The sequence below is a fragment of the Streptomyces sp. NPDC001156 genome, from assembly GCF_053598275.1.
This window is the reverse complement of record NZ_JBSFJX010000072.1, coordinates 1-13,343: the sequence shown is the minus strand read 5'-3', so window position 1 is coordinate 13,343 and position 13,343 is coordinate 1. Positions and strand designations below refer to the sequence as shown.

The following is a 13,343-nucleotide window of genomic DNA, read 5'->3' as shown; positions in this document are numbered from 1 at the left end:
TGCGAGGCACCGCTCGTCGCCGCTCAGTACACCGGAAGTGTCCTCGGACCGAGATCGTCGCGGGCGGGCGGGGGCGCGAGCCGCACTGTGGCGCCGAGCACGCTCAGGCCGTGCGGCGCGACGACGACGGGCTCCAGGGTGACGGCGACCACCTCGGGATGGTCGTCGACCAGCCGCGACACGCGCAGCAGCAGCTCCTCGAGGGCAGGGGTGTCCACCGGGGCCGAACCGCGCCAGCCGAACAGCAGCGGTGCCGTGCGGATCGACCGGACCAGGGAGGTGGCGTCCCGGTCGGTGACCGGAATCAATCGGTGCGCGGTGTCGCCGAGGAGCTGTGAGGCGGCCCCGGCGAGCCCGAAGGACAGCACCGGTCCGGCCGCCGGGTCGATGACCGCCTGTACGACCGTGTCGACACCGCGTGGCGCCATCGCCTGGACGACCGGCCGCAGCTCCTGCGGCGGACCGAACAGCTCGGTCAACTCGGTGTAGGCCCGGCGCAGTTGCTCTTCGTCGGCCAGGTCGAGACGTACGCCGCCGAGGTCGGCGCGGTGGCGCAGGTGCGGGGCGGTCGCCTTGAGGGCCACCGGGTAGCCCAGGGCGCGGGCGGCCTCGGCGGCGGCCTCGGGCGCGGGCGCGGGCAGCGCCCGGCGGACGTGGATGCCGTACCGGGCGAGCAGGTCGCAGGTCTCGTCGCTGCCGAGCGTGAGCCCCTGCCCCCGGGTGAGCAGCCCGTCGATCAACCCGGCGGCGCCCTTCTCGTCGATGTCCTCGTACTCGGGCACCCTGCCCGGGTCGGCGGCGTCACGGCGCCACTGGCCGTAGTTGACGGCCTCGGCCAGGGCCCGCACGGCGCGCTCGGCGGCGGGATAGGCGGGGATGAGGCGGGCTTCCTCCGGTGCCTGAACCGCCGCGGGCGGCCGTTCCGCCGGGCGCGGGATGCCGCCGCGGTGCGCCTGGGGCGATGTGCTGACCGCCGCCGACAGGGCCTCCGCGATCCCGCCCAGCTCCACATGGACCACGAGTACGGGCTTGGCGGGCGCCGTGGCCGCCGCCGACCGCAGCGCCTCGGCCAGCTCGACGTCCCGCGGCGACCTCTCGCCGACCGCCGGGATCGCCGTGACCACGACGGCGTCGCACGTGTCGTCGGCCAGCGCCGCGGCCAGCGCCCGGTGGAAGTCCTCTGCGGTCGCCTCCGTCGTCAGGTCGAGGGGCGGCAGCGGCCGCAGCCCCTCGGTGAGGCACGCGTCGTACGTCAGCAGCCCGAGCGACTCCGAGTTCCCGAGGATCGCCACCCGCGGGCCGGCCGGCAGCGGCTGCCGCGCCAGCAGCAGTCCCGCGTCCACCAGCTCCGTGATCGTGTCCACCCGGATCACGCCCGCCTGCCGCAGCAGCGCGGACACCGTGGCGTGCGGCAGCCGCGTGGCCCGTACGGCGTGCCCCTGCGGGGCGCCTCCGTGCCGCGCCCCCTGCACCACGACCAGCGGCTTGGCCGTCGCCGTGCGCCGGGCGAGCCGGTTGAACTTGCGCGGGTTGCCGATGGTCTCCAGGTACATCAGGGCGACGTCGGTGTCCGCGTCCTCGTACCAGTACTGGAGCACGTCGTTGCCCGAGACGTCCGCGCGGTTCCCGGAGGAGACGAAGGTCGAGACGCCGGTCGAGCCGGTGACGCCTCCCCCGCGCCGGTGCAGGCGCGACAGCAGGGCGATGCCGATGGCACCGGACTGCGCGAACAGTCCTATGCGCCCGGGGCGCGGCATCTCGGGTGCGAGAGACGCGTTGAGCCGGACCTGCGGCGAGGTGTTGATGATCCCGAAGGTGTTGGGGCCGATGATCCGCATCCCGTACGACCGCGCCTGCCGCACCAGCTCCCGCTGGCGCTCACGCCCGTCGGGACCGCTCTCGGCGTACCCCGCGGACACGACCACGAGGCCCTGGACCCCGTGCTCGCCGCACTCCGCGACGACCTCCGGGACGTGCTCGGCGGGGACGGCGACCACCGCGAGGTCGACCGGCTCGGCGATGTCGCGGACCGAGCGGTGGGCGGGCACCCCGGCAAGCTCCTTCTGCCCCTCGGGCAGTGCCCCGTTCACCGCGTACAACAGGCCCGTGTACCCGCCGCTGCTGAGGTTGTCCAGGACGCTGCGGCCCACTCCCCCGGGCGTGCGGCCCGCACCGATCACGGCGACCGAGCCGGGCGCGAGCAGCCGCTGCACAGACCGCGCCTCCGCCCGCTGCTCCCGCGCACGCTGCACGGCGAGCGACCGGTCGGTGGGCTCCAGGTCGAATTCCAGACGTACGACGCCGTCCTCGAAGCTGCGCTTCTGCTGGTAGCCGGCGTCCGTGAACACCTTGATCATCTTGGTGTTGGCGGGCAGCACCTCGGCGGCGAACCGGCGGATGCCGCGCTCCCTGGCCACCGCCGCGATGTGCTCGAGGAGGGCCGAGGCGACGCCGCGGCCCTGGTGCGCGTCCTGCACCAGGAAGGCGACCTCCGCCTCGTCCGCGGGCGCGGAGGCGGCCATGCCGTCGGTGCCGATGCGGTCGTAGCGTACGGTTGCGATGAACTCGCCGCCGACCGTGGCCGCGAGTCCCACCCTGTCCACAAAGTCGTGGTGCGTGAAGCGGTGGACGTCTTTCGCGGACAGTCGCGGGTACGGCGCGAAGAAGCGGTAGTACTTCGACTCGTCCGAAACCTGCTCGTAGAAGCTGACGAGGCGCTCGGCGTCATCGGCGGTGATGGGCCTGATGCGCGCGGTGCCGCCGTCGCGCAGCACCACGTCGGCCTCCCAGTGGGCGGGGTACTCGTGCCGGTCCGACGAGGTCTGCATGCGCCCCAGAGTAAGGCTCGCGTCCGACAGCGGTGCGAGGCAGGCTGAGGGAGCCTGGCCGCACGTGCACGGGCCGTCCGCCGCCCTCTTTCTGGGCGCGCTCGACATATGGAACACTGGTCTAGACAACCCTGAACACCTGAAGGGCAGCATCACATGGCTGAGCGCCGCGTCAACGTCGGCTGGGCCGAGGGCCTCCACGCCCGCCCCGCCTCCATCTTCGTCCGGGCAGCCACGGCCTCCGGTATCCCCGTGACCATCGCCAAGGCGGGCACCAACCCGGTCAATGCCGCGTCCATGCTCGCGGTTCTCGGGCTGGGCGCCCAGGGCGGCGAGGAGATCGTCCTCGCTTCCGACGCGGAGGGCGCGGACGCCGCGCTGGACCGTCTCGCCAAGCTGGTCGCCGAGGGCCTCGAGGAGCTTCCCGAGACCGTCTGACCCTTCGGGCAGAGCACCACACGGCGGAGCCGCGTCGGCCTTCGGGCAGACGCGGCTCCGCCGTTTTCGCACCCGTTCACGGCACCCGTCAGCGCGGCTCCTCAGGCCTGCCATCACCGAGCGCCCACACCCCGGTCCCGGCCGAGCGGCCGCCATGGTGCGCGAGGCACCCTCGCACGGTCACCCGGTGCGACGTTCCACCAACATGCCGCCCTCGCACCGCCTCCGGCCGCGCAGGAAATTCAGCAGGCCACATCGAATAGCGCGCAAGTCGCACAGATATCGCACGCACCGGATTTCCGTGCGCCCGGGAAAAGGCAGCCTGAATAAACCCCTGCCGAATATCTCTCTTTGTATACGTCGCCCATGTTAATGACGCAGTCCCGACATGTTTACGGCATGTTGCGAAGTCCTCACGCGCTCCGCCCGGTCCGTCGCACCGGGAATGCGCAGCCGGTGCGCCGCGGTCGCACGCTCGGTGTGCACGGCCGTGATGGCCCGCGCCCGCTCGCTGTCCCCGCGTGCGACGGCGTCCACGATGCCGCCGTGCTCCGCCCAGGACTCCACCGGGCCGGCCGGTGCCTCGACCGCGTACATCCAGGAGATCTTGTGCCGCAGCTGAGCCAGCGTGGAGGTCAGCGCGGGGCTTCCGCAGGCTTGCGCCAGCGTCTCGTGGAACCAGCCGCCCAGAGAGCGCAGATCTTCGCTGCCGCCCTTCCTGGCCCGCTCCTGACCCAGTCTGACCAGGCCGCGCAGCACCTTGAGGTGGGCCTCGGTGCGGCGCTGCGCGGCCCGCGCGGCACACAGCGGCTCCAGCAGCATCCGCATCTCCAGCAGGTCGGCGGCCTCCTGTTCGGTGGGCTCCGCCACGCACGCGCCCGCGTGCCTGCGAGTCACGACGAACCCCTCGGCCTCCAGCGTGCGCAGCGCCTCGCGCACGGGGACGCGGGAGACGCCGTACCGGCGCGCGAGAAGCTCCTCGGTGAGCCGGCTGCCGCGCTCGTAGACACCCGCGACGATGTCATCACGGATCGCCGTGCATACCGAGTGCGCCGGAATACGCATGCCCGACCTCCGCCTTAATCCCCGCGAAACGTCGCCGATTGACGTGTTCAACCGACTCTATTGCAGCGGACCGGAATTTCCGACCGCGGGCCGGAATCCATGGATATTTTTTGGACAGACAGCCGTTCGAAAGAGGAAGGCCCCGGCTGCTGAGCCGGGGCCTTCCAGGGGCGCGCGCCTGCTTCGGGCGGGTCGTCAGACGTTCACGCCGTGCGACCGCAGATAGGCGACCGGGTCGATGTCCGAGCCGTACTCCGGGGACGTACGGGCCTCGAAGTGCAGGTGCGGCCCGGTGACATTGCCGGTGGCCCCGGACAGGCCGATCTGCCGGCCCGGAGTGACCGTCTCGCCCACGGAGACACCGATCGACGACAGGTGGCCGTACTGCGTGTAGGTGCCGTCGTTCATCTTGATGACGATCTGGTTGCCGTACGCGCCACCCCAGCCCGTCTCGACGACCGTGCCGGAGCCGACCGCGTGCACGGGCGTGCCGGTCCCGGCGTGGAAGTCGATGCCGGTGTGGGTGCCGGACGACCACAGGGAGCCGCCGGTCTTGTAGCCGGTCGAGACATAGGAGTGGGAGATCGGCGCCACATACGCGTTCAGGCGCCGACGCTCGGCCTCGCGGGCGGCGCGCTCCTTGGCCTCGCGGTCCTGCGCGGCCTTCACCGCGGCACGCACACGCGCCGCCTGCTCGGCCTTCTTCTGCTCCGCGGCCTGCCTCTGGGCGGCGGCCTGTGCGTCGATCTTCTGGGCGACCGAGTCGCCGAGGGTGACGGCCTGCATCAGGCCGGTCTGCTGGACGGGGTCGCCGGCGGCGAACGCCGGGGTGGTCAGAGCGCCGATGACACCGGTGGTGGTGAGCGCCGCGACGCCCACGGCGCTGGTGGTCGTGCGCATGACGCGGCTCGGCCGCCGGTGCTTCCCGGTGGCGCAGGTGAACGCCATGAAGTGGCTGGTCCTTTCCTTCCTTCTCGCCTACCGGGTTAGCTGACGGGTTCGGAGCAGGAAGGTCTCCTACGGGCGCATGCCCGATTCACCCCAGGGACTTGTGCCCGCCAAGGCCACGAAGGCGGCGACAGCGGGCTCCGTCGGCCGCGCAGGCGGCCACGAAAGGTGGGTCCCCGGCTCCCCTGGCTCGCGCCGTACGGGGACTCGGCGATGACTGTCCGGCGCCGCGGGTGCGGCGCACTGTCTGACGGACAGCCTGAGAGACGCTAAGAGGACGGTCTTTCAATCACCAAACCGAACAGAGTGTTTGTAGCGCATCCCACAGGGCAGAGAGGCAACCTCTATGGCAATACGGACAAATAGCACACAAGTGGGGCCCTGGTGCCGGAAAAGGCACCAGGGCCCTCATGTACCCGCCGTGCGACGCGCACCCGTCTTTCAACCAGGTCGCGATCGCACCGGGTTGCGCCTCGCGGGCGCACGGCGTCGCTCTACTCGGCCCGTACGACGCTCACTTCGCCGATACCCAGCGCCTTGACGGCCTCCTCGATCGCTGCCGCGTCGCCCACCAGGACGGTCACCAGCCGGTCGACCGGGAACGCGTTCACGACGGCGGCCGTGGCCTCCACCGTGCCCGTGGCGGACAGCGCCTGGTACAGCCTCGCCTGGTAGTCGTCCGGGAGGTGCTGCTCGACCTGGTCGGCCAGCGTGCTCGCGACGGCCGCCGCAGTCTCGAACTTGAGCGGCGCGACACCCACCAGGTTCTGCACGGCGACGTCCCGCTCGGCATCCGTCAGCCCCTCGGCGGCGAGCGTGCGCAGCACCTTCCAGAGGTCGTCGAGCGCCGGGCCGGTGTTCGGCGTGTCGACGGAGCCGCTGATGGCGAGCATCGCGGCGCCCGTGCCATCGGGCGCGGAGCGCAGCACCTGGCCGAACGCCCGCACTCCGTACGTGTAGCCCTTCTCCTCGCGCAGGACCCGGTCCAGACGCGAGGTGAGGGTGCCACCGAGGCAGTAGGTGCCGAGCACCTGGGCGGGCCACACCCGGTCGTGACGGTCGGCGCCCACGCGGCCGATCAGCAGCTGCGTCTGGACCGCCCCGGGGCGGTCCACGATGATCACGCGACCGGTGTCCTCGGCGGTCACCGGGGGCACGGGGCGCGGCTTGGCGGGCGCGCCGGTCCAGGCGCCGAGGGTCTCCCCGAGAAGCGCGTCGAGGTCGAGCCCGGTGAGGTCGCCGACCACGACGGCGGTGGCCGCCGCCGGGCGCACATGCCGGTCGTAGAAGGCACGGACGGCGGCGGAGTCGATGCCCTGGACCGTCTCCTCGGTGCCCTGGCGCGGGCGCGACATGCGCGAGGACGCCGGGAACAGCTCCTTGGACAGTTCCTTGGCGGCACGCCGGGCCGGATTGGCGATCTCGTGCGGGATCTCGTCGAGGCGGTTGCGCACCAGACGCTCCACCTCGCTGTCCGCGAACGCCGGCGACCTCAGGGCGTCGGCGAGCAGCCCGAGCGCCTTCGAGAGACGGGAAGCGGGCACTTCCAGGGAGAGGCGGACGCCGGGGTGGTCGGCGTGCGAGTCGAGGGTGGCGCCGCAGCGCTCCAGCTCGGCGGCGAACTCTTCGGCGGAGTGCTTGTCGGTGCCTTCCGAGAAGGCACGCGCCATGATCGTGGCGACGCCGTCGAGGCCGGCCGGCTCGGCGTCCAGGGGCGCGTCGAGGAGCACCTCGACGGCGACGACCTGCTGGCCGGGGCGGTGGCAGCGCAGCACCGTCAGGCCGTTGTCGAGCGTGCCGCGCTCGGGCGCCGGGAATGCCCAGGGCCGGGCCGCGCCGGGCTGGGGCTGCGGGTGGAAGTCCATGGTCGCGAGCTCGGTCACTTCGCCGACTCCTCGGTCTCGTCGGTGGTTTCGGCGCCTTCCGGGGTCTCGGCCTGGGCCGCGACCGGCTCGTACACGAGTACCGCGCGGTTGTCCGGCCGCAGCCGGGCCTTGGCGGCCTCCTGCACCTCCTGGGGCGTGACCTCGAGCACGCGCCCGACGGCGGTCAGGGCGAGCTGCGGGTCGCCGAACAGCACGGCGTACCTGCACAGTTCGTCGGCGCGGCCCGCGACCGTGCCCAGCCGGTCCAGCCACTCGCGCTCCAACTGGGCCTGGGCGCACTCCATTTCCTCGTCCGTGGGGCCCTCCTCGGCGAACCGGGCGAGCTCCTCGTCGATGGCCGCCTCGATGACGGGCACCTCGACGTCACCGGACGTCTTCACGTCCAGCCAGCCCAGCGAGGGCGCTCCGGCCAGCCGCAGCAGGCCGAATCCGGCGGCGACGGCGGTACGGTCGCGCCGGACGAGCCGGTTGTACAGGCGGGAGGACTCGCCGCCGCCGAGGATGGTGAGGGCCAGGTCGGCCGCGTCGCACGCGCGCGTACCGTCCTGCGGAAGCCGGTAGGCGGCCATCAGGGCGCGCGCCGGGACCTCCTCCTCGACGACCTCGCGCAGCTGCTCGCCGATGACGTCGGGCAGCGAGCCGTCGCGCGGCTCGGGCTTGCCGTCGTGGGAGGCGATGGACCCGAAGTACTTCTCGATCCAGGCGAGCGTCTGCTGGGGATCGATGTCACCGACCACCGAGAGCACGGCGTTGTTGGGCGCATAGTACGTGCGGAAGAAGGCCCGCGCGTCCTCCAGGGTGGCCGCGTCCAGGTCCGCCATCGACCCGATCGGCGTGTGGTGGTACGGGTGGCCCTCCGGGTAGGCGAGCGCGGTCAGCTTCTCGAACGCCGTGCCGTAGGGGACGTTGTCGTAGCGCTGGCGGCGCTCGTTCTTCACCACGTCGCGCTGGTTCTCCATGGACTCGTCGTCCAGGGCAGCTAGCAGCGAGCCCATGCGGTCGGCCTCAAGCCAGAGGGCGAGCTCCAGCTGGTGGGTGGGCATGGTCTCGAAGTAGTTGGTGCGCTCGAAGCTGGTGGTGCCGTTCAGCGAGCCGCCGGCGCCCTGGATCAGTTCGAAGTGGCCGTTGCCCTTGACCTGGCCCGAGCCCTGGAACATCAGGTGCTCGAAAAGGTGGGCGAGACCGGTGCGGCCCTCGACCTCGTGACGCGAGCCGACGTCGTACCAGAGGCACACCGCCGCGACCGGGGTCAGATGGTCCTCGGAGAGCACCACGCGCAGCCCGTTGGCCAGGCGGTGCTCGGTCGCTGTCAGGCCCCCGGAGCCTGCCTCGGCTGTGGCCGTGTGACCCATGGGCATGTACATCCCTTCGCTCGCGGAAGCTGTCGCGGAGAACCGCGGTTTCCTGCCGGTCCTGTCACTGTATGCAAGCGTGCGGACCAGTGGACAAGTTCCCGTGTGTCGTACGCCGAGAGCGAGACCGTGATTACGGGGGGTGGACGAACGAATGCACCATTGACGCGGTCCGTCCGGCACCGCGGGACGGCCGCGATGGCCGCCCGCGGACACCCGCTGCCGGGTCCCGGGGCCCTTGGGGACGGGTACTGGTCGGGGTTGTCGGTGCGGCGGTCCACAATGGTCCCCGTCAGTTTCGTTCATGCCCCGCGCAGACTGTGAAGGAGCCGGCAGCGATGGCCCGCCGCAGCACGAAGACCCCGCCGCCCGACGACGCGTACGAGGAGAGAATCCTCGACATCGACGTCGTCGACGAGATGCAGGGCTCCTTCCTGGAGTACGCGTACTCGGTCATCTACTCCCGAGCCCTGCCCGACGCGCGCGACGGCCTCAAGCCGGTGCACCGGCGCATCGTCTACCAGATGAACGAGATGGGCCTGCGTCCCGAGCGCGGCTATGTGAAGTGCGCCCGTGTCGTCGGCGAGGTCATGGGCAAGCTGCACCCGCACGGCGACGCGTCGATCTACGACGCCCTGGTGCGCATGGCGCAGCCCTTCTCGATGCGCGTCCCCCTGGTCGACGGCCACGGCAACTTCGGCTCGCTGGGCAACGACGACCCGCCGGCCGCCATGCGGTACACCGAGTGCCGGATGGCCGAGGCGACGAGCCTGATGACCGAGTCGATCGACGAGGACACGGTCGACTTCGCACCCAACTACGACGGCCAGGAGCAGGAGCCCGAGGCCCTCCCGGCCGCCTTCCCGAACCTCCTGGTCAACGGCGCCTCCGGCATCGCGGTCGGCATGGCCACGAACATGCCGCCGCACAACCTCGGCGAGGTCATCTCGGCCGCCCGCCACCTGATCCGCCACCCGAACGCGGACCTGGACACCCTGATGAAGCACGTCCCGGGCCCCGACCTGCCCACCGGCGGCCGGATCGTCGGCCTCTCGGGCATCCGGGACGCGTACGAGACGGGCCGCGGCACCTTCAGGATCCGTGCCACGGTGTCGGTGGACAGCGTGACGGCGCGCCGTAAGGGCCTGGTCGTCACCGAGCTTCCCTTCACGGTCGGTCCCGAGAAGGTGATCGCCAAGATCAAGGACCTGGTCGGCTCGAAGAAGCTCCAGGGCATCGCCGACGTCAAGGACCTCACCGACCGCGAGCACGGGCTGCGCCTGGTCATCGAGATCAAGAACGGCTTCGTGCCGGAGGCCGTGCTGGAGCAGCTCTACAAGCTGACCCCGATGGAGGAGTCCTTCGGCATCAACAACGTGGCGCTGGTCGACGGCCAGCCGCTCACGCTGGGCCTCAAGGAGCTGCTGGAGGTCTACCTCGACCACCGCTTCGAGGTCGTCCGGCGCCGCTCGGAGTACCGCCGCGGAAAGAGGCGCGACCGGCTCCACCTGGTCGAGGGCCTCCTCACGGCCCTGGTGGACATCGACGAGGTCATCCGCCTGATCCGGTCCAGCGACAACTCCGCGCAGGCCAAGGAGCGCCTGATGGAGCGCTTCTCGCTGAGCGAGGTCCAGACGCAGTACATCCTCGACACCCCGCTGCGCCGCCTGACGAAGTACGACCGCATCGAGCTCGAGGCGGAGAAGGAACGGCTCAACGCCGAGATCGCGGAACTGACCCGGATCCTCGAGTCCGACGCGGAGCTGCGCAAGCTGGTCTCCACGGAACTGGCCGCGGTGGCCAAGAAGTTCGGCACCGAGCGGCGCACGGTCCTGCTGGAGTCCTCCGGTGCCCCGGCGCCGATGGTGTCGCTCCAGGTCGAGGACGCCCCGTGCCGGGTGCTGATGTCGTCGACGGGCCTCCTGGCGCGCACGGCGAACGGCGACCCGTTCGAGGAGGACACCGACGGCAAGCGCGCCAAGCACGACGTGATCGTCTCCGCGGTCGCGGCGACGGCACGCGGCGAGGTGGGCGCGGTGACGTCCACCGGGCGTCTGCTGCGGCTGAACGTGATCGACCTCCCGCAGCTGCCGGAGACGGCGACCCGGCCGAGCCTATCCGGGGGCGCCCCGGTCTCGGAGTTCGTCTCTCTGGAGGCGGACGAGACGGTGGTCTGCCTGACGACGCTGGACGAGTCCTCCCAGGGCCTCGCGCTCGGCACGGAACAGGGCGTGGTCAAGCGTGTGGTCCCCGACTACCCCGCCAACAAGGAGGAGTTGGAGGTCATCACCCTCAAGGAGGGCGACCGGATCGTCGGCGCGATCGAGCTGCGCACGGGCGAGGAGGACCTGGTCTTCATCACGGACGACGCCCAGCTGCTGCGCTTCCCCGCGTCCCAGGTGCGACCGCAGGGCCGGCCCGCGGGCGGCATGGCGGGCATCAAGCTGTCGGACGGTGCGAAGGTGATCTCCTTCACGGCGGTGGACCCGGCGGTGGACGCGGTCGTGTTCACGGTCGCCGGCTCGCGCGGCACGCTGGACGACTCGGTCCAGACGACGGCCAAGATGACCCCCTTCGACCAGTACCCGCGCAAGGGCCGGGCCACCGGCGGTGTGCGCTGCCAGCGGTTCCTGAAGGGCGAGGACTGCCTGTCGTTCGCCTGGGCGGGCGCTACCCCGGCACGGGCGGCGCAGAAGAACGGCACACCGGCCGAGCTGCCGGAGATCGACCCGCGGCGCGACGGCTCGGGTGTGTCGCTGCAAAAAACGGTCTCGGTGGTGGCGGGACCGATGTAGTCAGCCTTCGAGGTCGCCGGGGCTCATGGGAGCCTCGGCCTCTTTGTCCTGGACGTAGCGAAGAACGCCCCACATGCCGCGCTCGTCGGCGTGTGGGGCGTCGTCCGTGCACGCCTCGAGCTCCTTGCGCAGGGCGGCGGTGTCGATGCCGGACCCGATGAGGACGAGCTGGGTGAGCCGCTCGTCGCCGGCCTTCCATGCCTCGGGGTAGAACCGCAGAAACCGCCCCACCGCGTGCACGGCGTACCGGTTGCGCGGATCGGCGGCGCCGAAGTCGACGTACCCCTTGATCCGGTAGAGGCCCTCCGGCCTGCTGTCGAGGAACTCCAGCAGCCGCCTGGGGTTCATGGGCACGCCCGAACGGTAGGACAGGCTGTCGTATCCGGTGTGCAGATGCGTGTGGTGCGGGCTGTCGTTCCCGTGTTCGTCGTCGTGCCGGTGGAGGTCGTCGAAGGACAGCTGCCCGATCCGCTCCTCGACCGGTCGGCAATCGAACAGGAATTCAGGATCGAGGCGCCCGTGGACGGCCGGGACGACGGCGGCACGCTCGGCGAGCGACTGCACCAGCCGAAGCACCCGCTCGCTGTCGTCGGCACGGTCGGTCTTGCTGACGACGACGAGATCGGCGAGGGCGAGATGGCGGTCGAGTTCGGGATGCTTCTCGCGCGTGGCGTCGAACTCGACCGCGTCGACGACCTCGACGAGTCCGCCGTAGACGACGCGCGGCTGCTCGCTGGCCAGCACCATGCGGACGAGTTCCTGGGGTTCGGCGAGTCCGCTGGCCTCGATGACGATGACGTCGATGCCGGCGGAGGGCTGGGCCAGGCGGTCCAGGTAGAGGTCGAGTTCACTGGCGTCGACGGCGCAGCACAGACATCCGTTGCCCAGGGACACGGTGGAGTCTCCGAGCGCCCCGGCGACGGCCATCGCATCGATCTCGATGTCCCCGAAGTCGTTGACGACGGCGCCGATGCGGCTGCCTCCGCTGTGGTGGAGAAGGTGGTTGAGCAGGGTGGTCTTTCCCGAGCCCAGGAATCCGGCGAGTACGACGACCGGAATCTGCTGCGAACTCGACGACCGGCTCACCGCGCGCCCCTTCTCACACCGTTGCGTGCGCCGGATCGCGTACCGGCGGGTGTACGAGGACGGCTCACGGACCGGCTTTCGCAGGATCGGGTCGGCTCTCGTACGAGGATTGAATGCCGACCCAGGATACGAGTGGGCCGATACGCAGCGAAGTGAACGATTGTTAGCGGCGCTCGCGGGGCACACGTTGAGCATGGCGCCGGGACGCGCGACCCGCACTTCCCCCCGTGCGCCTCCTCTCCGCCTCCCCGCCGATCAGAGCCGCTCGGCACCCTGGGAGGCGGCAAGCGCGCCGCCCATCGCTCGCCGGTCCCCATCAGCGACCCGCACCCGACGACCGGCGGACGGTCGCCTGATTCGGGGGTTGACATGGTCACACAGAAGCACGGGACGAGGGGGCTGGGTGCCGCAGCCGCAGCGGGGCTCGGGTTCGCGGTAGGCCTGGTGGTCGCCGTGGCCGTCCAGCAACTGCGATACGAGGAACTGCGCCTGCGGATCGAACGAACCGAGCAGAACGACCGCCGCGAAGCACGGCTGGCCGAGCAGCAGCGGCTGCAGTCATACCTTCTGGACAAGGCGCTGAGCGACCCCGATCTGGCCGCGGTGATGAGCACGATCGAGGAAGTGGACCCCACACGGCGCCGGCAGTACTTGTTCGCCAACGCGATGTATACCAACGCCCTTCTCGCCTATCGGGTGAGGGTGGTCAATCTGGAGGAACTCCATGGCCATCTCCGGGTCATCTGCCAGAACGCGATCTTCCGCGAGTACTGGGAGGCCACACGGCACCACCGCGCCAGCCTCAAGGCGGAGTCCGTGGAAGCCCGCGTAGGCCAGATGATGGACACACCAACGCTGTTGCGTTTACCGGCGACGACGAGGTGCAAGTCCATTGTCCATGATCTGGATCTGGACGTTGAGGGTGTAGGTCTGAGGGTGCTTGCC

Annotated in this window: 9 protein-coding genes and 1 riboswitch; of the genes, 3 read left to right on the top strand and 6 right to left on the bottom strand. The window is 70.8% G+C overall.

The window, feature by feature from the left end; genetic code table 11:
* Positions 1-23 precede the first annotated feature (23 nt).
* Entirely contained in the window at positions 24-2,828 is a 2,805-nt protein-coding gene (locus ACWDA7_RS28285) for a bifunctional acetate--CoA ligase family protein/GNAT family N-acetyltransferase (protein ID WP_450607482.1), read from the bottom strand.
* A 156-nt stretch (positions 2,829-2,984) separates the two neighbouring features.
* Here ACWDA7_RS28285 and ACWDA7_RS28280 point away from each other — a divergent pair, with 156 nt between their 5' ends.
* Positions 2,985-3,266 (top strand): HPr family phosphocarrier protein, encoded by a 282-nt coding sequence (locus ACWDA7_RS28280; RefSeq protein ID WP_359394575.1) that lies wholly within the window; start codon positions 2,985-2,987, stop codon positions 3,264-3,266.
* Positions 3,267-3,635: 369 nt separating this feature from the next.
* On the opposite strand, the gene ACWDA7_RS28275 is transcribed toward ACWDA7_RS28280, so the two are convergent.
* The 4 genes from ACWDA7_RS28275 to ACWDA7_RS28260 all read right to left on the bottom strand — a co-directional run bounded on the left by ACWDA7_RS28275 (position 3,636) and on the right by ACWDA7_RS28260 (position 8,523).
* Positions 3,636-4,331, bottom strand: a complete 696-nt coding sequence (locus tag ACWDA7_RS28275) for a GntR family transcriptional regulator (protein ID WP_450607480.1) — start codon at positions 4,329-4,331, stop codon at positions 3,636-3,638.
* Positions 4,332-4,526: 195 nt separating this feature from the next.
* Entirely contained in the window at positions 4,527-5,279 is a 753-nt protein-coding gene (locus ACWDA7_RS28270) for a M23 family metallopeptidase (protein WP_450607478.1), read from the bottom strand.
* 13 nt (positions 5,280-5,292) lie between these two features.
* Positions 5,293-5,502, bottom strand: a riboswitch (cyclic di-AMP (ydaO/yuaA leader).
* 271 nt (positions 5,503-5,773) lie between these two features.
* Positions 5,774-7,162 (bottom strand): M16 family metallopeptidase, encoded by a 1,389-nt coding sequence (locus ACWDA7_RS28265; RefSeq protein ID WP_450607476.1) that lies wholly within the window; start codon positions 7,160-7,162, stop codon positions 5,774-5,776.
* A complete protein-coding gene (locus ACWDA7_RS28260) occupies positions 7,159-8,523 on the bottom strand; it encodes a M16 family metallopeptidase (protein WP_450607474.1) in 1,365 nt (454 codons plus the stop codon). The genes ACWDA7_RS28265 and ACWDA7_RS28260 overlap by 4 nt, the downstream gene beginning before the upstream one ends.
* 332 nt (positions 8,524-8,855) lie before the next feature.
* Between ACWDA7_RS28260 and ACWDA7_RS28255 the strand changes: the two genes are divergently transcribed.
* Positions 8,856-11,312, top strand: coding sequence for a DNA gyrase/topoisomerase IV subunit A (locus tag ACWDA7_RS28255; RefSeq protein ID WP_450607473.1), 2,457 nt, complete (start codon positions 8,856-8,858; stop codon positions 11,310-11,312).
* Here the strand turns inward: ACWDA7_RS28255 and ACWDA7_RS28250 are convergent, their stop codons facing one another.
* Entirely contained in the window at positions 11,313-12,398 is a 1,086-nt protein-coding gene (locus ACWDA7_RS28250) for a CobW family GTP-binding protein (protein WP_450607471.1), read from the bottom strand.
* Positions 12,399-12,767: 369 nt separating this feature from the next.
* Here ACWDA7_RS28250 and ACWDA7_RS28245 point away from each other — a divergent pair.
* Positions 12,768-13,343: DUF6082 family protein (locus ACWDA7_RS28245; protein ID WP_450607469.1), on the top strand; the 576-nt coding region annotated here is incomplete at its 3' end.